Genomic DNA, 23,222 nt, shown 5'->3' with positions numbered 1-23,222 from the left:
ACGTCAGCCGAGGTTCTGAGTGACACACTTTATCAAAATCGGAAAGCATGTAGAGCCTGTACATTAGGTTTTTCGAATGAAGTTTGTAACGAATGAATAATCTAATATTAATTCATCGCTGGTTGAAGAATCAAAAGATACTACTTTCCCTTCTCGATTTACAAAGCGTAGGTCAGTTGGCAGTATTTCCCCCTTGTACCTAACTGCACCGTCTGGTTCTTGTTTATCTTCTTCTAACGTTTTATCAGAAAGTAGGTTTTCAGGAATAGCCAGCATTACCATCTTATCATCGGAAGATTTGTAATTATCTACATATTTTTTTAGTGTATTTCTAGTGGTAGCAAGATAAATATATCCTTTTGTATTTACTGACTCTCGTGTTTGATCCAGTAGTGGTATTTGCGTTATAATGTTATTAAGTTCATCATCATCTAAAACACTCATTCTTGAACGTGTAATATCCTCCTGCTTATCGTGTTTTACTTGAAACCTACTTTTATCGGTCACCGTAGAAATACTACGATGAATAGCGTTATTGAGTTTATTTCTGGCGCTATCGATATCATTATCATTTGCAATATCACCTCCTTCTAACTTAAGCGCGGACCAGAAATCTGGAGGCATCTTAAAACTATGGGGAAAAATTTTATTGCCTTGATTCATTTGATTATATTCTTTGGCTACTTGAGCATAAATACCTCTCATTATACCTTCTTTTCTCCTCCTTAGACTATCAGCTGAAAGTGTAGGTCCCGGAGAACCTTGTGGAATAAAACCTTTATTTACAATACTCATTAAATTTCTAGCATTAGTCACATGGTAATAATATCCATCCTCTGGCTTTTTCGGTTTTAGTCCATCCTCATCTTTGAGTAAAATTGGATTATTCCGCACCATTCTGAATAAGTTCATCCCGTCCACAGTCCCCGCGGGGTCAGAGGATAACCATCTGCCTACCCATGGCTGGTAATAGCGATACCCGTAGTAATACAGCCCCGTCGCATCACGCTCCTTACCGGAGTACCTCACTGTTTTGTAGTTCGCTTCAATTTGACTCCGAGCCGACCAAACTGAGCTTCCCCCGTACGGGTAATACTCCTCTATGCTGATGATATTCCCATTGCCATCGACCTCCAATCCGCTGCTGCCTATAAGGTTATCGTAGCTGTAACGCATTGAGTCATTTTCAATCTCTTCAGGTTTTCCTCTCACCCAATGCAATACCCTCACTTGCGCTCGGCCTGCCTCTCCTACCGTGATGACTTGCAGGTTTTCGATTTCTCGTAGACCATTGCTTGTTATCCTGTACTCTAATCCTTGCAGGTATATTACCCGCTGAGTTTGTGTGGAACTTCGGGTCTTTTGTGTACTGATTTTCACAATACGTTGGCTATTACTGTCATAACGGTAATTTTCACTGTCGTCTTGATGACCATCACGTTGTACTGGGTTGATTTTTAGGAGCTCATTACGTGGTGCCCAGACCAGCAACTGACCCGGTTGTAACTGTTGTTGCTGACCGCCCGCGGTGAAAAACGTCTCCACGTCTGCGGGATTTTCCGTCAGGGTACTCAAAACGCCTCGGTTACTGCGATGACTCACCGTTATTTGTGTAGTGTAATTATTGCTCGTCATCGGTGCCCTATGGCGGATTTGTGTCATGTTACCGGCACTGTCGTAGCTGTAAGTGCGGGTGTAATTTGTGTATGCAGCGTTGTCTGTGGGAAAAGGGACAAGGGCAGCAGGAGAGTGATTACCTTGTTGGCTGATGTTTGCCATCTCTCGTCCAGTAGCGCGGATTAATTGATATAAGCTGTCATACGTATATGTGTTCTCTGGCACTACTTTCTGATTGCGCCAGAAACGGGTTTCTTCCGCATCGTTGGTGATTTTCAGTACGTTGCCTACAGGGTCATATTCGTAACGCAAGTCTTGAAGTACCTTTCCCCCTGCAAGATGATTAACTGGGCGCTCAGTTTTTATCCCTGTGAGGCGTTGTGTTTCTGTCTCGTACGAGTAAGTGGTTACCACCCCATTACCGTGCACTTCACGCAGCTTTTGTCCAGCAGCTGAGTAGGTCAGGGAAGCCACAATAATCTGCTCGTTACGACCTTTTAAGGTCAGCCAACTGCCCGATAATTGCCCTGCAATATTGTATGCGACACGCTGTAAATTGCCTTCGGCATCTTGTGTCATCAACATCGCTCCCGTCGCATCGGTGACACTTTTTGTGGTAAACACCTCGGTATCAAGTTGCTCTCTCCAAATAGACTCGTCTTCGCCCTGCCAATCAGCCACTGTATCGGGATTATCCGCGTTCTTCAACAGACGACGAGAGAGGGAAAGCGGTTCGCCAGTCAGAGCAATACTGTCGGTTTGTATCAGTCCTGCGGTATCATAATGGCAGATACATTGCCCTGAGAGGTTCAGTGCTTTATCTGCGTCACGATTGCCTGCATATAAGAACCGTTCGACAGTACGGGGAGCTTCACCGGTAACCTGCTCTGTCACTCTCAGGAGGCGTCCTGAATGTCCCTCATCCTCATACTGCCAACGTCGGGTTAGCGCTTGGCTTCTGTCTTCTGTGCCATCATCAGCGATATCAATATTACTCACGGCGATATAGGGGCGACCAGCGGCATCGTTCAATGTGACGGTGATACCATTATCCACACCTTGCGAGTGCAGCGTCTTGCCCGACAAATCGGTGAGGTAGTGAAAGTTTATCCGCCCAGCGTCATGTAAGCGCGAGTCCACGCTTTGAATTAAGGCACCACGGGCATCATATTGATGACGAGTGATGCGTGGCTCAGTCTCAGCAGGGGTATCCGGGTGTCGATAATATTCGACATTACGTACATTCAATCCCCGATTATCCAATACCGTGACCGTAGGGGTCTTTTCGAACACAGAGGCACTGATAGTGTGCATAAATAAGTTCCTTTATCCATATATCCATAAAATAATAACCCCTCTCAACGGGTAGGTTAATACCTTACCCGTTGAGAAGACGGGAATTAAAGAGAACGAGCCTTCTCCATTGCGGTATCGTTCATCATATCTGACCTCCGGCGACAATTAGAAAAAATTAATTGTCAACCGAAGTCCAGACTTTCATGCTTAACATTTCCTCCAACCAACGATTTGTAAAGGGGTAATGAATCCCGGAACCGAATATTCATTTATTCTATATTTTTGAGGTAACCTACCATGAATTCTATCCAGCGTAGCAGGTAGATGCACTGCCTGGTGTGGGTTAAGCTTTATTTTATATTCATATTTACCGTAAGAACCTCCCTTTAATCTTTTATCTGAAGTTGACACAAATGAATACTCTTTTGTCGAACCTTGAGAATGGTCCTCCAGTGTGCCAATCTCAAGTGTCCTGGGATAAAATCCCCCCGCATTAATAATCTCATCTAGTGAACGATTATCCTGACGATAAACTACTATTTCCTTATCGTTAGTAACCCAACGCTTGTGATCAAACGGTTTTCTTAGATTTACTGGACCGTGCAGCGGTGCTGCACCCCTGTCAACATCAGATTGACTAATATTCACGGGCTCGAAGTCTTTATCTGGAGCAACGCTCAACGCTTTATCCGTATCTCGTTTCTTTTGCAAAAAGAATTTTTTGAAAAATGGGATTCGCCCTGTTCTTTTCACGTCTTCTGGAGATACGTGTTGGGGGATTTCTTCCGGGATTTTATTCACTGCATCGATTAATGTTCGTGCTGAAGAGCTAGGTTCTGATGGTATGGTGTTGCGCGCATTTTGTTTTTTATTAGGCGCTTTTCCATCCGGATCATGCAGCAAAATTGGATTATTCCGCACCATTCTGAATAAGTTCATCCCGTCCACAGTCCCCGCGGGGTCAGAGGATAACCATCTGCCTACCCATGGCTGGTAATAGCGATACCCGTAGTAATACAGCCCCGTCGCATCACGCTCCTTACCGGAGTACCTCACTGTTTTGTAGTTCGCTTCAATTTGACTCCGAGCCGACCAAACTGAGCTTCCCCCGTACGGGTAATACTCCTCTATGCTGATGATATTCCCATTGCCATCGACCTCCAATCCGCTGCTGCCTATAAGGTTATCGTAGCTGTAACGCATTGAGTCATTTTCAATCTCTTCAGGTTTTCCTCTCACCCAATGCAATACCCTCACTTGCGCTCGGCCTGCCTCTCCTACCGTGATGACTTGCAGGTTTTCGATTTCTCGTAGACCATTGCTTGTTATCCTGTACTCTAATCCTTGCAGGTATATTACCCGCTGAGTTTGTGTGGAACTTCGGGTCTTTTGTGTACTGATTTTCACAATACGTTGGCTATTACTGTCATAACGGTAATTTTCACTGTCGTCTTGATGACCATCACGTTGTACTGGGTTGATTTTTAGGAGCTCATTACGTGGTGCCCAGACCAGCAACTGACCCGGTTGTAACTGTTGTTGCTGACCGCCCGCGGTGAAAAACGTCTCCACGTCTGCGGGATTTTCCGTCAGGGTACTCAAAACGCCTCGGTTACTGCGATGACTCACCGTTATTTGTGTAGTGTAATTATTGCTCGTCATCGGTGCCCTATGGCGGATTTGTGTCATGTTACCGGCACTGTCGTAGCTGTAAGTGCGGGTGTAATTTGTGTATGCAGCGTTGTCTGTGGGAAAAGGGACAAGGGCAGCAGGAGAGTGATTACCTTGTTGGCTGATGTTTGCCATCTCTCGTCCAGTAGCGCGGATTAATTGATATAAGCTGTCATACGTATATGTGTTCTCTGGCACTACTTTCTGATTGCGCCAGAAACGGGTTTCTTCCGCATCGTTGGTGATTTTCAGTACGTTGCCTACAGGGTCATATTCGTAACGCAAGTCTTGAAGTACCTTTCCCCCTGCAAGATGATTAACTGGGCGCTCAGTTTTTATCCCTGTGAGGCGTTGTGTTTCTGTCTCGTACGAGTAAGTGGTTACCACCCCATTACCGTGCACTTCACGCAGCTTTTGTCCAGCAGCTGAGTAGGTCAGGGAAGCCACAATAATCTGCTCGTTACGACCTTTTAAGGTCAGCCAACTGCCCGATAATTGCCCTGCAATATTGTATGCGACACGCTGTAAATTGCCTTCGGCATCTTGTGTCATCAACATCGCTCCCGTCGCATCGGTGACACTTTTTGTGGTAAACACCTCGGTATCAAGTTGCTCTCTCCAAATAGACTCGTCTTCGCCCTGCCAATCAGCCACTGTATCGGGATTATCCGCGTTCTTCAACAGACGACGAGAGAGGGAAAGCGGTTCGCCAGTCAGAGCAATACTGTCGGTTTGTATCAGTCCTGCGGTATCATAATGGCAGATACATTGCCCTGAGAGGTTCAGTGCTTTATCTGCGTCACGATTGCCTGCATATAAGAACCGTTCGACAGTACGGGGAGCTTCACCGGTAACCTGCTCTGTCACTCTCAGGAGGCGTCCTGAATGTCCCTCATCCTCATACTGCCAACGTCGGGTTAGCGCTTGGCTTCTGTCTTCTGTGCCATCATCAGCGATATCAATATTACTCACGGCGATATAGGGGCGACCAGCGGCATCGTTCAATGTGACGGTGATACCATTATCCACACCTTGCGAGTGCAGCGTCTTGCCCGACAAATCGGTGAGGTAGTGAAAGTTTATCCGCCCAGCGTCATGTAAGCGCGAGTCCACGCTTTGAATTAAGGCACCACGGGCATCATATTGATGACGAGTGATGCGTGGCTCAGTCTCAGCAGGTGTATCCGGGTGTCGATAATATTCGACATTACGTACATTCAATCCCCGATTATCCAATACCGTGACCGTAGGGGTCTTTTCGAACACAAAGGCACTGATAGTGTGCATAAATAAGTTCCTTTATCCATATATCCATAAAATAATAACCCCTCTCAACGGGTAGGTTAATACCTTACCCGTTGAGAAGACAGGAATTAAAGAGAACGAGCCTTCTCCATTGCGGTATCGTTCTCATCCTCATTGACGACAAACCAAGGGGTATATAAAGTGCGACGTAGGTCGCCTTTCGCCGTTATGACCTGACAGACTCGGCCTTGCGGGTCGTACCGATGCGTATCTGCATACAGGTCTCGACGCGCACTATCATCGCGAACATATCGCCAATCGTTCAGAAAATAAGGCTGATAAGTGCGGATAGCTTGCCCTTTATTGTCATATTCCGTTCGACCTGTCACCGCCCAACGAAACATTGTTTCATCGACCAACGGTTCACCATCTCGCCCTACCGAAAGTGCCCCGTTACCAATATATTGCCAACTTTCACCGCCAGTCTGGCGAGTCGAAACTTGCAATTGGCGTCCAAAGCCGTCACTAAAATTCACTTGCTGACGAATTTGCTGAGCAGGATCATGATCAAAACGATCTGTTGTCAATGTGATGATATGCGGTGGTTGACGTTCTCCTTCGGCTTGCATCCAACTGTCTGCGACATAAACCATACATTGAGACACGGGTAACGGGGAAGCCAAGGACAAAGCCTCATCGGCAGAAACTGGAACAGAAAAATCGACAGCACTATAGCCCGTCATTTGATGATTTTCGGTTCCAAAAAAACGTAAGCTAGTCACCCGCCCTAAGGCATCATAAGTCACGCTATGTACATTATCATTTACGTCTATCACACTAACAGGGGTTAAAAAACGCCAGTCATATTCAGCTGTAATGACTAATCCCGCGGCATCCTCCTGTTGTGTTACCACACAATCGAACTTATCTCTTATCACGCTTACTGCACCAAGTGGAGGAGATTCTCGATATGTGACAGGCAACCAAAAGTGTTTTTCTGTCTCGTATGTTGTTATCCCCTGACGCACCGCCCACAATTTTTTCTTCTTGTCACCATATTGAGTAAACAGATAATCAACAGCATGATATCCTGCTTGTATAAGCCTTTCTTCGGTGAAATCCTGAGACAATTTTGTTGTCATTTCGTCATTCAGTAACGCTATTTCGGTAAACGCAATTCGAGGTGGAAATGCAGGCATATCTACTGTTTCATGCCCTTTATCACTCCAATACCATACTCTAGATTGGCCAGCCAAGGAGATCAAAGCGTCATTCATTAATGGATTGTCTATCTGATCAAAGTCTTCTCTCGTGAGCCCCTCAAAAGCAAAAGGCTTCTCAACATTGAGCACATCATGACGAACCGCAGCTTCTAGCCCTATACACCAAATCCCCGCTGGTATATCCGATAGCAAATGCCAAGCTTTTTGCTCCAACGTCAAACGTAATATTTTTTGCTGTTCATCTACACTGACCATCAATAAACCATCAGGTATCCCACTTAACTGGCTGGGTATCATTGATTTTATCTTTGCGATAAGATCAGCACCCATAATACTGTCTATACATACAGTATTATAATGAGATCGGGAAGGTCAAGATAAATTTTAGCTATCCGAATATGTTCGGTTTCGTACAGTGGTGATAAATAGTGTACGAAACTAAGCTTAATTAATTTCGTACACGTGTTATTATTCGGATATCTATTTCGGATGGATAATAACGTTAATTAATTTTTTAAAGACCAACAACTTCCGCCATACAGTGTTGAACCAATGATTTCTTCCCATATATCGTGTTCGCTGAGTAAGTGCTTAATTGACTGAAATTCGATGGCACTTAAAATACATTCTTCTTCTCCTTTTGGTGAGATCAGAAGATAACCTTCAGGTATGCGAACTGAGGATTGAAACGCGGCTTTCGAGGATAAACGATAAAATGTGGTGATTGTGTACCCTCGACGTAATAGTGTGAGGAGTTGTTCTGTTGGGCTTGTTGCAAAAATTAACACTCCCAATAACGAATCCCTAGCCGGTAGAATAATTTTGATGGAATAAGCTAATCCCCTGTTTATACAGATTCATAACAGAGACACTTGTTGCTGGCTCACGTTTAAACGTCATGAAAAATCAGCCCCGAGAGCCTTTTATTTTTCCGTGTTATATAACACATACATGCCAAAACGAATATTGATTTCCCATTATTTTATTTCCTGAAGATAGAACAATTCTCTCACAATATCATTTGGTTTTATCATATAAAAAAATTTCAATTTAAGCATTTACCGTATTAATTATAATATAGAATTAATAATACGTGAATAACTGACAGAAAATAATGAAGAATCATACTTTTCCAATACAGCAACATTTCTTAATCAATGTTTTTTCTTTATATATTTTCAAATAAAAATGAAGCCTTTTATAAACCCACATTTAATATGAAAATTATTTATACACATCTATACAACAATTCAAAAAAAGACAACCGCCACACGCAGATAATCAACCTTACCAACACCTAATAAATTAGCATTGAACTCACTATTAGCGATATCGACTAGAGAGTAATTTTTAAAATCATAATTCATCCATTAATTGTAATTAATCTCAATAAAAACTTATTAATCAATATTACAAGCACAGTCATAGATAAAGTTTAAAATTTAACTTTAACCATTTTCTTTAGAATTGTTAATTGCTGTTTTACATTTGGCGTGTTAAATCGCCATTCACATTCTTTCAAATACAGCTCAAAATGGGCCTTAGGAATACCATTAAATTTATGCATATGACGCTTAACCTGCCCCCAAAAATTATCGATACCATTAATGCAATTTTGTCGTTCTTTTTTGTCAAAAAACTGGAGCCTATGGTGAAGCCTGTAATACTTAAAATAATTTACACCTCTACCTGCGTGACACGTGATATTATCCGTGTAAACAATACTATCAGGAATAATTCTTGACTCAATTGCTGTCTGTAATGAACGACATTTGGCATCCGAGATAACCTTCGTATAAACCTTACTTCCACGCTTTACCAATGCAAAAACAGGCTCTCCTCGTTCAGACTGATCGTTATCGCTATCTCCAAAATAACATTCGTCCAATACTATTTCGCCATCGAATCCATAATGCTGGTTAATATACTCGGCTATCAACACTCTAAGCCGATGAAAATAGTAAGTAGCCGTGTTCTTGTTAACGCCGACTAACTCGGCTGCAACACGCGCGGTAGCACCTGCGATGAACATTTCGAGTAACCGCTCTTGCTTGTAACCACTGAGTCTGCTTTTTCTCATAAAACTACCGTAAATAATATTATTTACCCAAGATAACCACTAATAATATTGATTAGATATAAAACAAAAACATGAACTTTCACCACTAAATCCGTTTCTTAGCCCTACCTTTTATTTTTCATCAAGCCGTGATAATGGTGAAGTTACGATAAATAGTGTTTTTCACAAGCTTACCTTTATTTACGTTACTACATTCATTATTCATTGAGATACACTTAATTTAAATAAGCAATTAATCATTAAATACTACAGGTTAAATCACATAAAAAAAACAAAAAAAAACAATATTAAAATTTAATAATAAATAGTTAAAAATCAAATTTGACAGCTTTATTAGATAGTTTAAATCGAAAAAATCGATTAATGAAATTAAATAATACAAGGGGCTATCCTAGATAACACCATCAATCTCACTCTAATAATTTACTTGGAAATGGTTAATTATTAATGTGCATTATATATACCAAATCACCATACACATCCTTTCAAATACAGTTAAAAACAAGCTCTGAGAATACCATTAAATTTAGGCGCGTGACGCTTATTCCACCTCAAAAATTATCGATACCGCTGATGCAATTTTGTTGTTCTGTTTTGTCAAAAAACTGGAGTCTATACTGGAATCTGCAATACTTGAAACCTCTCCCACTTCATTGCGAATGATATTATCCGTGCAGAAAACACTATCAAGGCTGCCTGTAATGCATAGCATTTAGTATCCAACACAACCTTCGTATAAACCTTCCCCCCTCAACGCTTTAAGGTCCGGAAAATAGACTCTTTACCCAATAAAACGCTCCACCCTCAGCTCTTTGAGACAATGAAAAGCCCCCCTGTACACACCTACTAACTCAGCTGCAATGAAAGCTATAACCCCCTCAATAAGCAGTCCAAACAGAGACACCTCCTTGTAATCACTGAATTTACCATTTCTCTTAGCTCTAAGAGAAGAGATACCGCTTACCTATGACAGCCCTAAAAATAAGCAAAAGATAAATTTTAAGATAAAAATAAAAACAAATAGTAATAATTAGCTATTTGACACTGAAATTTAATTTAAATAGATTTTTTATTTCTTTTCTCTACTACAATTCAGCCAAGTTTTGCTCAAAAAAAACACACACAAATAAAAATTCTTTATCAATCAAATGATTAATAACATTACTAAACAAAAAAAATCGATCGTCACGAAACATGATCAAAATGAAGAGAGTCCATCATAACTTCATATACAAAAGTGTACCTAGACCTATATAACTTGCTAAATGCTATAAACATTAAACTAAATAGTTAATCGATTAGTGTTTATCTGAATAATAAGGACGCCTAAAAACATTCAAAACTGAAGCCGTAAAATAAAGTTACTCACCCACAAGAGTAAGTAAATCGATTAGAGATTTAACTGAGATGATAAATGAACAATTACCAGAAAACACCAACACCAGAGGTGCTCTGTATTAAATTAAGCTAATGATAATGGTTCCCTGAGGAAACCATTCCTTTTATGAGTAAAACAGTCCAAAAGAAGAAGTTTAAAAAGATAATTAGGTGTATATAAGCGATGCTATAGCTATGAAAGTATGGACTTCGGTTGATAATTAGTTTTTTCTAATTGTAACCGGAGGTCAGATATGATGAACATTAAAGCTAAACGAAATATTGCACATAAAACAAAAATCTTAAATCATGCCCGTGAGAGCAAAAATATTGCTAACACTTTGGGATCAGTAGAGAAACTTTTTATACTTGGAAAAGAGCTTATGAATGAGATGGCGAGAAATAATTAATCAACAATAAACCCTATCCTAAAAATCTAACCAGAAGAGTTGCAAAACACATCGAAGAGCTGGTTATTTATCTGCGTACGACTTACCATTTTGGTCCCCAACGTATCGCTTGGTATCTTCTACGGTTTCATAGATACACATTCGCTTAACTTGCGATACATCCTCAACTAGGGTACGGTAATCGCAGCAATACTGGATAAGTAAAAAAGAGTAAATGGCACAAATTTAGGCCAACATGAAACATTACTGATACCCATAACCTTCCACTCAACATCCATGCTAATCCGTAAATCAGACCAGCCAGCGTAGTAAAGATGATTAGCAAACTACCACCTAGATAATGCATCCCCCCAAACAGTAGCGCAGTGATAACCAACCCCAATACGGGATGTACCACAGAAGATAAACGCTGCTGAAGGTAACCTCGAAAAAAGCCTCTTCTGACAGTGACACAAAGAATATATTAGCCACCAGAAACTGAAAAATCCATTCGGGGTGGTGAAGTTCAATCTTTAGCCCTCCTATCGCGACAGCCCCCATAAGTAAGACAGGGATAGAAACGACTAATGCTAACCAGTACAATGGCTTAACCTGTAGTTGCCTATCAGTGGTGAATAGAGACTTTAGGAAGATAAGCAATATGAATGGCACTAAAGCTTTATCAAAGTTGTAATACATCGTGTATGGAGAGCTATTTGGACCAAGCCTAATACCATCAAGTACTTTGAGGTTATGAAAACCAGGTATCAAATGCAGCATTAAGCCAACTGATGCCAATACTAGCAGGATCTCCAGTATAATACGCAGAATCTTGCCGCTAAATTTATAGTAAACCCCCGCAATGATGGCTAACACCGAAAAAAACAAATGTACGCCAGTCAAGAGCCTGAGCATATCCCCCAATGGCAATGGCCACTGCAAGGAGGAATATGGCTATTTTTTTATTGAACTGCAATACAAGTAAAGATGCAGCAAGAAAATACCACATAAGCTTTCCTCTGATTAGGTATTAAAAAACATTAGATGTGTTGTGGAAATAAAAGTGAATCACGTTAATCATTCGCTCTATACACTCAAGAACAACAGACGTTAATAGCCTGCCCTCTCAATGCGAGGGAGTGTTAGAAATTCTGTGTCATTCCGGTAAACTACCTCAAAAAGGAATGACTGATGACACAACCTTTCGATTTTGATAAAGCCCTAAAAGCACTTCAAGAGGGGCAGGCTTTAACTGGTAAAGACGGTATCCTGACCCCATTGATTAAACAGCTAACTGAAGCCGCATTATCCGCTGAATTAGATTCTCATTTGCTCAATGACATTGAAGCTAATCGTCGAAATGGAGCTACCAAAAAGACGATTAAAACCCCAACAGGTAACTTTGAGCTAGCAACTCCACGCGATCGCAATGGCTCTTTCGAACCGCAATTGGTGAAAAAACACCAAACAACGCTATCTAATGAGATTGAACACAAGATCACACGTCTTTTTGCCCTTGGTATGAGCTACACGGATATTAGCCGAGAAATTGAAGATTTGTATGCATTCAGCGTATCAGCTGCCACGATTAGCGCGGTGACTGATAAAGTTATCCCTGAACTTAAGCAGTGGCAACAGAGACCACTAGAGGCGCTTTATCCCTTTATCTGGCTGGATGCCATTCACTACAAAGTGAAAGAAGACGGGCGCTATGTGAGCAAAGCAGTTTACACTGTTCTCGCCCTCAATTTAGAGGGCAAAAAAGACGTACTTGGTCTGTATCTCTCTGAAAGTGAAGGTGCTAATTTTGGGCTTAGTGTGCTGACTGACCTGCAAAATCGGGGGCTAAAAGATATTCTGATTGCCTGCGTTGATGGGCTGACAGGCTTCCCTGATGCAATTAACAGTATCTATCCTCAAACGGAAGTTCAGTTGTGCGTCATTCACCAAATCCGCAACTCAATCAAATATGTAGCCTCAAAACACAATAAAGCGTTTATGGCAGACCTTAAGCCTGTTTATCGAGCCGTCTCAAAGGAAGCGGCAGAAACCGCATTGGATGAGTTGGATACTAAATGGGGGCAGCAATATCCTGTCGTTATCCAAAGCTGGCGCCGGAAATGGGACAATTTATCCGCTTACTTCCGTTACCCCGAGAGCATCCGCAAGGTTATTTACACAACAAATGCTATCGAATCTGTACACCGTCAGTTCCGTAAGCTGACGAAAACCAAAGGGGCATTCCCCAACGAAAATAGTCTATTAAAATTGCTGTATCTTGGATTACTTAATGCACAGGAGAAGTGGACGATGCCAATCCAAAATTGGAATCTAGCTCTATCCCAGTTATCGATATATTTTGAAGGGCGTCTCGATAATGTGATAACGTTGTAATTATTAAATTAACGTGACACAGAATTCTGAACGCCCTCCAATGCGGTACGATATACTTCTAAAAAAACGCCTTATCTCATAGAAATAAGGCAACTAAACATAATAACTCATATATAATTTCAAGGAAATTGCTAATTGATAATATTATAATTAACTTCAACCACTCTTAAATCACTATTAAAAATAATATCTCACTACACGTTTTTTTCAGCGGAAACGTCGTTTTTTCCGTTTTGCCATAAATATCACCCATCTGTATATGAGGTACTAATATCACCTCAGACTTGGTGGCCTAATCAACTATGCCATATATGGACGTCCCGTGTTGTGCAAGCTCTGAGTTGATACGGTTTGCTTCCATATATTCGGCGTCGTTAGTGGCTCTAATGACCAGCGCCATGATGTCATCCGCCCCCTGTTTCCTTATCACTACATCGGTATGTCACTACCATGGCATAGTTCAGGCTATTACAGGGTCGGTGTACCGTTTTCTCATCAGTGCCTGCAAACTCAGGATAAATCCTCTTCTCTGGATACAACTACGGTCAGTTCATCGCAAAAGCCTTGTCGATATTAAAACTTGTGGATTCTGTCAGTAACCGCCTGACAATACGTGTCATCTTATTAGCCAGCGCAACCGTGGCTTTCATTTTTCCTCTTCGTTCAGTAAGCCGTTTCAGCCACATTCCCAGCGCGTCATCGCGTTTATGAGCACAGTACATAACAGACCGCGCACCATGAATGATCAATGTCCGGAGATCACGATTGCCGTTTTTGGTCATCGCAAAAAGGCTGTTTTTTCTTCCAGAACTGTGTTGCCTAGGAACCAGACCACACCGGGCCGATAATTGTCGTCCGTTAGTAAATTGCGCTGCGTTAACTTCACTTAAAAAAGCAGCTGCAATAAGTGGACCGATACCCGGTATTGTCATCAGTACTTTGTATTTGGGTTGTTGCTGACAAAGAGCTGCAAGACTGTGCTCTACAGAAAGAATACGTTCATTTAGTGAATGTATATTTTCTAGCAACGAGAACAGCAACTGGCGCAGCACGGAAGAAATTAACTGTTCTGCATCTTCAATAATATCGGGCAGTCGTTGCTGTAAAATATGAATCCCGACAGGGATCTCAACACCTTGTTCTGCCGCCAGTGACCGGGCCTGATTTGCCAGAGCAGTGCGCTGTTCAACCATCAACTGACGGGCAGCTCTGAGGACCTTAATATCTTGTTGTTCAAGTGTTTTTATAACGACAAAATGAATGCCTGGGAGAAAAGCTGTCTCACAAATAGCGAGAGCATCGTTGGCATCATTTTTCTGGTGATGTGTTAATGCTTTTACGTGTTGCGTGGGTATCAGCCGAACCTGAAAGCCGATTGACTGAAAAGTACGCCCCCAGTAATGGGAAGTAACGCAAGCCTCCATTGCAATCATCGACCCGGAAGGGAATTGACGAATGGTATCCAGCAATTTAGCCCGGGAAACCTTGCGGTTAAATGCAATATTCCCATTCATTCATCCATCCAGACACAAACCTGAAAGACAGATTTTGCCAGATCGATACCGATAACTTTAATCTCGTTCATGATGTAGTACCTCTGTAAATAAAATCGCTCAGCATAAGTATGGCAAAACTTACACAGAGGGACATCCATTACATCACTTCAGACTGTGTTCACAGTATTTGGCTTGTCCTATATTTTTGTGGGGGAACTTCAATGAGAGAGTTGCTTAGAATCGTATATGCATTAATACTCAAATTCCTAGATGGTCTGCCCTACTTCGACCAAGATTATAATAGCATTGATGATACTTTATTTATTCCCGAAACATTACCATCAGAACAAGCAGTAGAATAGTTAATCAGGCTAACTCGCATTTGATAGCTCATTTTTAATTGTTATAGTGACTATTTTGGTGATTTTACTGGCTAGTTTACCTGTACTACCTTATTATTAAGTCAAAGAACGAACCATTGCCTCTCCTTATTAACTAACGAAAGTAGATAACAATCTGAACAGGCAGCTAATACCTCGCCAATCTCTATCATATCAACTATGTACCAGCTCCCCTCGCTTCTTCCTCATGTAAAACAAAGCGGAAAAACATGAAGAATATCTCTCCGCTTTCTAACCTATTTCAAACATTAGTCAGATGATTTCAAATACGATAATGCTTTTACATAGTCCGGCTCATTCGTAATTTCAGACACTCTCTGGCTATACAAAACACGGTTATTTTCATCGATCACAATCACCGCTCGAGCCATCAACCCTGTAAGTATTCCATTTCTGATTTCAACGCCATAATCATTTGCAAAAGTAGTATTGCGAAAAGTCGACAATGTCACCACATTTTCCAATTCTTCAGAGCCGCAATAACGGGATTGGGCAAAGGGCAAGTCTGCTGAGATACATAATACAACGGTATTAACTACCTCACTAGCCACTTGATTAAATTGACGTACCGACGCCGCACAAACAGGAGTATCAATACTGGGAAAGATATTTAATACCTTACGCCGCCCTTTATAAGTTTCTAATGTCACTTCATTCAGCGCATTATCGACTAACACAAAAGGCTTAGCTTTATCGCCTGATTGCAAAAACACCCCATTCAGTACAACATCGTTACCATAAAATTGAACCGTTTGTAACATCATATCACTCCTCTTAATGACCATAGCAAAAACACATTTCCACGACAACCAAAATAAGAAGTCCATTGAAAATAGTGTTAAAAACTATGCCCGTATGTCAGATTTAACAAAAAAACCGTGAGATAAATTAATGCCCTCTACTTCACATTTCAGGTCATAATAAAAAAGATGATGGCAAGCTGTAGTCCTCCTCCGGTTACGGCAATAAACAATAAAAATCAAGGGGTAATCCGATTAATAAACCAGAAACCAGCCAGTTAATACACCGCCCTCTAGTTATATTTTTCAAATCACCTCCTATGACCCCAAAGCCATCATATTTTCTGATAAAAGTAGTCATTATCCATACTGAGACAGTAACTAAACTCTTTTTATAATAATTGACCACTTATTATGCATAAAATATCACAACCAATAAAACATCAATAATGTGTATATTAATTATTATTTATATTTTGACAGGACTTACGTTTAAAATGACAATATTACCTAACTAATTGTTAACGTGGGTTAACTTTCACTAAATAGACAAAAACCATAAACCAAAAGCTAAACCATTCATCAACTTTATCTAAATAAGGGTTGAACCACCCAATATAAATACGATTTAATACTTACATTATTTGCTTTAAAATCAGTAATCTTCCTTAAGGGCAATACCTGTGCATACGTATATAAATACAGAAATACCGTTAACACGTACCATTTAGGCCAAACGCTCGCATTTTATAATGAATATGAATGACACACTTATTAACTTATTTAACCAAAACTCTCATCGAGGTTCTATGCTACTTTTTAAACTCAATTGGCTTGCAATCTGCCTCTTACTCTGTGGCTGTAACGCATTACAGGGTGTCACCTTAGGGGGATTAAATCAAAAAAATGATATTTGTCCTCAGCAATCCACCTCTGCACGTATACAAGGTAATTGTCCACTATAATTTCTAAAAGGTAATCAATATCCGCATACCTATTTCGCATGTATGCGAGCAGATCACCATATACATAATTGAGTATTATTTCGTACATTAATGATCATCGCTTTTGTTAGGGCTAATTATGCTAAAACTATATTCACCAGAATCTCTTTGGGCATTTGTTGAGGTCGTTTCTCTTAATTCCTTTACTTTAGCCGCTCATAAATTAGGCAAAAGTCAATCCACAATCAGTACAGCAATTGCTAACTTGGAGATTGATTTAGGATTTTCGTTATTTGACCGAAGTTTTCGAAAACCAATCTTAACGAATGAAGGTAAAAAAATTTACAGCTACGCACTAGATATTATTGATGCTAATGAAAATCTTCGAACTTTAGCTTACGGTTTGACTGAGGCCATAGAACCATGTTTAACATTAGTTCTTACCGATAGTTATATCGCACCACAAGCACAGTTAATGCAAGAATTTGCAATGAAGTTTCCTGACGTTGAATTGGAGTGTATTATCGCTGAGGATGCGGACGCCATTACCCATATTCAAAATGGACGAGCGCACTTCGGGATTATATTATCAATGCGTGATTATCCTTTTGATATTATTGCAAAGCGCTTGACACAAAAAGCTCATTTAAGTGTATACGTTGCAAATAGCCACCCACTTGCATCCATCCCTAATTTGTCTATCCAAGACTTATCTGGCTATAGACAATTATGCCTCCACAATATTTATAATGCACAAAAACCATTAAGCCAAAAAAGATGGTCAGCTCCCCAATATTTAATGTTAATGGAAATGGCTATACAACAATATGGTTGGGCTGAACTTCCCCATGATCTTGTTAAGTTATATGGGCAAAAACAATTAACGCAGTTATCTCTTTCAGATTACCCTAAAATAGTACCATTAGATTTGATTTGGTCCAGAAAAATGTTGCTTGGTACCGTTGGCAATTGGATTACCAATCGATTTAGCTATAGTTAATGAAAAATCAAAATAATTATCGATAATATCATCCTCTAATAATCTGAGCATACAATACGTATGTTAAGAATAATGAAAACAGTAATAAAGACATTGTGTAAAAAACTTTGTGATACAACTTTGCATCCTTTAAAGGAATTCATCTACGTTTAAAATCATTGAAAACATATATCGATATAGTCACTGTTTAAATAATTTTATTGTATAGCGATTTCTAGCTAACTTAATAAATATCCTCCGATTCTGAAACTCAGGTTGAACATGGACAAGACTAGGATCACCCATGTTAATGACGGCTTTATCTTTCTGGGACACCGGAGCATCTGCAAACGCAATCGTTATAGCAATATGCAGGTGGCCTCGACGATCCCACAGGTCAAAGCCAGAAACTTCACCGCATCGCTGATAGCACTATTATCAGGCAATTATAGTGAAAGCAAAATCGATATGGTTGAGATACTCAACCGGAAACTGACAGGCTGAGCTATGTTCTATCAGTTCGTTGATTTTAAAGCTAAAGTCTTCAGTTATGTCGATCGTGTGGGGTTCTGGAAGCTGGCACATTGGCTGGCACGTAAATACCGTACAGGTATCGCTTCCCTGATGAAGAGGTGGTATAAATCACCAAAACCGGGTCATAGCAAAACGTGGGTTTTATTTGGTAAAACCAACCACGATACGCTCAATGGCGAAATCCTGTGCCAGCTGGTCGGGCAAGGCAAGACATTTGCCTGAAGGTAAGCCCTATTTGAGGGCGGAAACCAGAAACACATATACATTGCGTTACATTGATGTGGAAATGGCGTCCGCTAGCGTTTAAATGGAGAGCCGAATGCGCTAAAAGGTACATGTCCGGTTCGGAAAGGCTGGAAAATAGTCCGGCTACGCGCTGCCTATTACTCTACTTTGGTCAGGTAACCTCTGGATGTATCTTGCTGTTGTGATGGATTTATTTGCTCGAAAGCCCATTGGTTGGGCGATGTCATTTTCACCGGATAGTCAACTAACAGGAAAGGCATTATCAATGACTTTTAAATCAAGAGATAAGCCAACAAATACTCTGTTTCATTCAGAGATCAAGGAAGTCATATACAAATCGTCAATAATGCGCCGATGGAGCGATTCTTTCGAAGTTTCAAGACAGAATGGGTACCTATTTTAGGTTGCCATAATTCCATAGAAGCACAGCAAGAAATAACATGATATATTATCAGGTATTATAGCCAGCTTAGACCTCATCAATATAACGGTGGCTTAAACGATCATGTTATGCTGCAGATTTCGGACGAAAGAAAAAAGGTCGCATAACATGATTGATAAAGCTCACAATGGTGGTCGCCATCACTACGAAAAATGTCTGTTTAAGTGATATATGAATCAGATTGAACAGAATATTTGCTCCCTCTGTTAGTGGTCCTTTCGCTATCATTAATGTTATTGTAGGCGTTATCTGTGACGGGTTAATGGGCATGTAAACCCCACCATATTAGACAGGGAATGCCGTGTAAAATTGATTACCCAGGTACCTCTGCTATACGATTTGTTTTTGCAAGGGACAACTTGGCATGCTTGTATGGAAACCATCACTTCATAAAATTACTAAGAAATTACAACATCTATAGATGTACGGTTCGTAAATGTTTTAATTGAACTGAACTCCCTAGTTATCAGTAAGCCGCTCATTCTAACCGTATTGACATTAGATATTGTAATATTAAGTTTTAAGGGAAGCAACTCATACGCCTTGTTTGCTGGCCAGTCAGCTATATGACTCATACTGTAACTATATTTCAGCTTCGACACCATTAAGCCGGCAGAAGCAGATTAATGAGTATAGGATGGCTGCCCGTTAATCTCCCCCTGTCATCAGCTCACGAACAGCCAGGTTTTCCGTCCCAACAGCGATGCAACTCATAGCATTTTTCGCGATATTATTGTCGATATCCACCCAGTAGTTACGACCGTACTTATTCAGATTGTTCCATAACTTCAGTATGTAAGTAAGCACCATCGTTGTCTCCGAGAGTGATGACAGCGTTGCTATCTACCGCTGTATTCAGTCAGCATCAGCAGAGACCTTGCTTTTTTTACCCCCCGACGATTGCAGCAGCGAGTCCTGCGGCAGCAAGCCCGACAATCACCGTGATGGCGACAAGGCCACTAGCCCCAATAGCCATAGTGGTCTTGCCGGTAGAAATATTTTTTTTCTCGAGATCAGATATGTGTGATAATAATACGGTTTTGCCTTGGCTATCAGTAAATTGATGATGATTAAGTGTAATAATACGAGATTCCAGAAGTGGACCATGATTAACACGGTATCGAATGGTATCACCTACTTTAAGGGGGAGGGGGGCTGTGCTCTGTGCTGTAGGCACCTCCAGTTTTTGATAAGAAGAGCATCCGATGAGCAAGAATGTAAGGCATAGACAAGATAATAAAGGGAGCTTCATGTGTAAAGAATTCCTGTTACTCTCTTCTCTCGGTGAGTTGTTAAATATGACGATGATAGTGAAATGACCGAGAGATGATGTTGTGAGAGAGTGCTTAGAATCGGTAACCGACACCAGCAGTGAACGTGTTCATTTTAAGGTTTTTGAATTGGGCATATTCATAATGGGTATCTAAACTCACATTTTGAGTGATGTTAAATTGGAAACCAGTTCCTGCAGTGAACGCGTTATGGGTGAATGTTTTATGAAATGGGTCGATATTCCCGTTAAAACGAGCATGACCGATACCTGCCAATGCATAGGTACTAACGTATTGATTTAGACGGTAGGATGGCCCAGAGGTCAAAGAATAATAGGTGGCATCAGCACTGCCTGTTTTTTGACCTTGATTTTTGATGTTATAGATGACTTTGGAACGCAGAACGGATGTTACTACACCGAAACGGTCATTAAACTCATACCGATATTTTAGATTTAGACCATGAAGATTGTCGCTGCGAGATAAGTTATCAATTTTAAGTTTTGCATGGCTATTTACAAAACCAAGTGAGATAGTCGTGTTTTCAGTCGCGCCAGCCCCTGCTGAAAGACCTGTTGAAACGGTGAATAATATCGCGATTGCTGTTTTTTTTAAGTGCATGGTGAATGTATCTCTTTAATAGTATTAGTAATAATTTATAATAAACTTGTATGGTGAAGGTGTCTTTTCCACGTATTTGCTATGGGTCTATGTATTTCCGCTAAACTGTAGCCGGTTAACATTAAATGCTTTCCAAACAAAAAAAAGGTATTGACTCATTTATTCAATAGATATTATTCGTAAATTCCGAAAACACCTGAATTTCTGGTTTTTTCGGCGTGTTATCGGTATTTTTTGTGGTAGATGTTACGAGTTATTTTGATGTCATTCATGATATTTTTAGCGTCATCAATTTGGTCTTGTTCGACTAAAACCAAGGCGTGGTCAATTTGCTGAATTAAAATGTCATAGGCATGGCGATAATTTTGTATTTCAGGGGATAGGTCAGGGTGATGTCTTAGTTTACGAGGGATTTTTTTCTGAGCATTCTTTGCTGCGGAACGCATGGTGTGTAGCGCCTTTTTGAGTTGTTTGGGATCATTGGATTTTTCGATGGCGCGCAGAGTACCATTTAGCGTTTTCATGTCATGAGATAAGTTTGCGGCCATAGCCAGAGAGGAAGAGAGAGCGAATCCGATGAGCAGAAGGAAGGACAACAATTTTTTTTTCATAATGTAACCTAATTGAGATAAGGTGATTTTAATAAGATGAGACTGTCTATTTTACTGGAATATATGTCATGATTCTCATAATAAACGGTGAGAAGTGATACATTGTGATATTGAATTACTGGCATGGTGAATACTCCGTTATGAGCTGGGTTTACCGAAAGATGATTAAGTGAATAAATCATAAAATAAATGAAACAATGTTCTTTTAGTTGATTTGGTTGGTGACGTAAATGCGTTTATTTCGAAGAAAGGATTCGGTTATTTCCAAATAAGTCCCTCTACAAGGGCATTACATTTCTGGCTCTATTTTACATGTAAAACCTAGGGGGATGTAAGAAAACTCATCTGTTACGATATAAATGTTTAAGCTGATATGTGTAATTCAAATAAGGAAAAACTAAGGGGTATCGGTGTGGAATGTGGGACGCTTGTGACTATAATTATTACATTCTCTTTAGTTAACATTGAAAGTGGTTTATAAGTCAAACTATGAGCTTACGTCAAGGGAAGTGTGCGATTTTCTTACTAGAAATAAATTTCACGAGGGCGTTCAGAATTCTGTGTCACGTTAATTTAATAATTACAACGTTATCACATTATCGAGACGCCCTTCAAAATATATCGATAACTGGGACAGGGCTAGATTCCAATTTTAGATTGGCATTGTCCACTTTTCCTGAGCATTAAGCAACCCAAGATACAGTAATTTTAATAGGCTATTTTCGTTGGGGGAATGCCCCCTTGGTTTTCGTCAGTTTACGGAACTGACAGTGGACAGATTCAATCGCATTTGTTGTATAAATAACCTTACGAATGCTCTCGGGGTAGCGGAAGTAAGCGGATAAGTTATCCCATTTTCGGCGCCAGCTTTGGATTACGATGGGATATTGCTGTCCCCATGTAACATTCAATTCATCCAATGCAGTTTCTGCCGCTTCTTTTGAGACCGCGCGGTAAACAGGCTTAAGGTTTGCCATAAACGTTTTATGGGGCACTGTTGCAAAGTTTGAATGACTCATTATGCTAAGTTAACCAGTCTGCTTTTTTCAAAGCTGAAAGCTTTGAAGTGAACCTCATATATTGAATCTATTTATTTAATTGCATCCTTTCAAAGTTAAATTGAGTATTGCTTTGGAAAATTAATAATCGAGCAGCTCATATTCTGCTTTACCTAGTAATATATTTATGCTGTTTACTTCTAAGATCAATAAAATCAACTAGAAATAAATACGCCATCACTCTCTATAATAAAAGAATGAGTTTAATGCTGATTGTTCATCGGTATCTTTCTCTCTACTGTGCGGCTCCGAACTCGAAGCCAGGAAGGTGATTCAGCATAAATAATCTGGTGAATAAATTCATCCCATCTTAATTCTAAGGCGTTAATGATTTTTTCCATCATAAGCAAATTAACCGTTGTTACACCTTTCTCATACCGGGATACTTGCTGCTGACTCACGTTTAAACGTCGTGCAAATTCAGCACCCGAGATCCCTTTATGTTTCCGCATATATTGTACATACATGCCAAAGCGAATATTTATTTCTCTATTTTTCATCACTTTACTTCCTAATGGTAAAATATTTCATCTCAATATCATTTGATTTTATCATATAAAAGCTTTTCAATTTAAATATTTTCTCTG

Annotated in this window: 13 protein-coding genes and 6 pseudogenes; 5 read left to right on the top strand and 14 right to left on the bottom strand. The window is 40.3% G+C overall.

Annotated elements, in window-relative coordinates; all coding sequences use genetic code 11:
* Positions 1 to 63: 63 nt before the first annotated feature.
* The 5 genes from HFU86_RS18880 to HFU86_RS18860 all read right to left on the bottom strand — a co-directional run bounded on the left by HFU86_RS18880 (position 64) and on the right by HFU86_RS18860 (position 9,132).
* Entirely contained in the window at positions 64 to 2,931 is a 2,868-nt protein-coding gene (locus HFU86_RS18880; protein WP_222717705.1) for an RHS repeat-associated core domain-containing protein, read from the bottom strand.
* Between the two features lie 189 nt (positions 2,932 to 3,120).
* A complete protein-coding gene (locus HFU86_RS18875; RefSeq protein ID WP_222717704.1) occupies positions 3,121 to 5,871 on the bottom strand; it encodes an RHS repeat domain-containing protein in 2,751 nt (916 codons plus the stop codon).
* 86 nt (positions 5,872 to 5,957) lie between these two features.
* On the bottom strand, positions 5,958 to 7,349 hold the full coding sequence (locus tag HFU86_RS18870; RefSeq protein WP_187129901.1) for a hypothetical protein: 1,392 nt from the start codon (positions 7,347 to 7,349) through the stop codon (positions 5,958 to 5,960).
* A 209-nt stretch (positions 7,350 to 7,558) separates the two neighbouring features.
* Positions 7,559 to 7,846 (bottom strand): cytoplasmic protein, encoded by a 288-nt coding sequence (locus HFU86_RS18865; RefSeq protein WP_187129900.1) that lies wholly within the window; start codon positions 7,844 to 7,846, stop codon positions 7,559 to 7,561.
* Positions 7,847 to 8,487: 641 nt separating this feature from the next.
* A complete protein-coding gene (locus HFU86_RS18860) occupies positions 8,488 to 9,132 on the bottom strand; it encodes an IS1595 family transposase (RefSeq protein ID WP_132497357.1) in 645 nt (214 codons plus the stop codon).
* 1,631 nt (positions 9,133 to 10,763) lie between these two features.
* Between HFU86_RS18860 and HFU86_RS20345 the strand changes: the two are divergent.
* Positions 10,764 to 11,050, top strand: a pseudogene (locus tag HFU86_RS20345) (helix-turn-helix domain-containing protein); the annotation flags it as partial.
* Positions 11,051 to 11,082: 32 nt separating this feature from the next.
* Here the strand turns inward: HFU86_RS20345 and HFU86_RS18850 are convergent.
* A pseudogene (locus HFU86_RS18850) lies at positions 11,083 to 11,907 on the bottom strand (lysostaphin resistance A-like protein).
* Between the two features lie 182 nt (positions 11,908 to 12,089).
* On the opposite strand from HFU86_RS18850, the gene HFU86_RS18845 reads away from it, so the two are divergent.
* Positions 12,090 to 13,292 carry an IS256 family transposase gene (locus HFU86_RS18845; RefSeq protein WP_187129896.1) on the top strand — a complete coding sequence of 401 codons (1,203 nt, stop codon included), beginning with the start codon at positions 12,090 to 12,092 and terminating at the stop codon, positions 13,290 to 13,292.
* A gap of 545 nt (positions 13,293 to 13,837) precedes the next feature.
* Here HFU86_RS18845 and HFU86_RS18840 read toward each other — a convergent pair.
* Positions 13,838 to 14,877 (bottom strand): annotated as a pseudogene (locus tag HFU86_RS18840) (IS110 family transposase).
* Between the two features lie 560 nt (positions 14,878 to 15,437).
* Entirely contained in the window at positions 15,438 to 15,950 is a 513-nt protein-coding gene (tpx, locus tag HFU86_RS18835) for a thiol peroxidase (protein WP_132497343.1), read from the bottom strand.
* 1,062 nt (positions 15,951 to 17,012) lie between these two features.
* On the opposite strand from tpx, the gene HFU86_RS18830 reads away from it, so the two are divergent.
* The 3 genes and pseudogenes from HFU86_RS18830 to HFU86_RS19845 form a co-directional block, all read left to right on the top strand.
* Positions 17,013 to 17,873, top strand: a complete 861-nt coding sequence (locus tag HFU86_RS18830; RefSeq protein WP_132497341.1) for a LysR family transcriptional regulator — start codon at positions 17,013 to 17,015, stop codon at positions 17,871 to 17,873.
* A 243-nt stretch (positions 17,874 to 18,116) separates the two neighbouring features.
* Positions 18,117 to 18,693: pseudogene (locus HFU86_RS19850) on the top strand (group II intron maturase-specific domain-containing protein); the annotation flags it as partial.
* 75 nt (positions 18,694 to 18,768) lie between these two features.
* Positions 18,769 to 19,181 (top strand): annotated as a pseudogene (locus HFU86_RS19845) (DDE-type integrase/transposase/recombinase); the annotation flags it as partial.
* Between the two features lie 541 nt (positions 19,182 to 19,722).
* On the opposite strand, the gene HFU86_RS18820 reads toward HFU86_RS19845, so the two are convergent.
* The 6 genes and pseudogenes from HFU86_RS18820 to HFU86_RS18795 form a co-directional block, all read right to left on the bottom strand.
* Positions 19,723 to 19,884, bottom strand: a complete 162-nt coding sequence (locus HFU86_RS18820; RefSeq protein ID WP_187129899.1) for a hypothetical protein — start codon at positions 19,882 to 19,884, stop codon at positions 19,723 to 19,725.
* Between the two features lie 76 nt (positions 19,885 to 19,960).
* Positions 19,961 to 20,326: a hypothetical protein gene (locus HFU86_RS18815; protein WP_187129898.1), complete on the bottom strand. Its 366-nt coding sequence runs from the start codon at positions 20,324 to 20,326 to the stop codon at positions 19,961 to 19,963.
* A gap of 94 nt (positions 20,327 to 20,420) precedes the next feature.
* Positions 20,421 to 20,966: an Ail/Lom family outer membrane beta-barrel protein gene (locus tag HFU86_RS18810; protein ID WP_132497339.1), complete on the bottom strand. Its 546-nt coding sequence runs from the start codon at positions 20,964 to 20,966 to the stop codon at positions 20,421 to 20,423.
* A 221-nt stretch (positions 20,967 to 21,187) separates the two neighbouring features.
* Positions 21,188 to 21,577 (bottom strand): cytochrome b562, encoded by a 390-nt coding sequence (cybC, locus tag HFU86_RS18805; RefSeq protein WP_132497338.1) that lies wholly within the window; start codon positions 21,575 to 21,577, stop codon positions 21,188 to 21,190.
* A 580-nt stretch (positions 21,578 to 22,157) separates the two neighbouring features.
* Positions 22,158 to 22,563: pseudogene (locus HFU86_RS18800) on the bottom strand (transposase); the annotation flags it as partial.
* 275 nt (positions 22,564 to 22,838) lie between these two features.
* Entirely contained in the window at positions 22,839 to 23,135 is a 297-nt protein-coding gene (locus HFU86_RS18795; RefSeq protein ID WP_187129897.1) for a helix-turn-helix domain-containing protein, read from the bottom strand.
* Positions 23,136 to 23,222 lie beyond the last annotated feature (87 nt).

This window comes from Providencia sp. JUb39 (genome assembly GCF_012272845.1).
Lineage (GTDB): Bacteria > Pseudomonadota > Gammaproteobacteria > Enterobacterales > Enterobacteriaceae > Providencia > Providencia lanzhouensis.
This window is presented reverse-complemented; position numbering and strand designations above follow the sequence as displayed.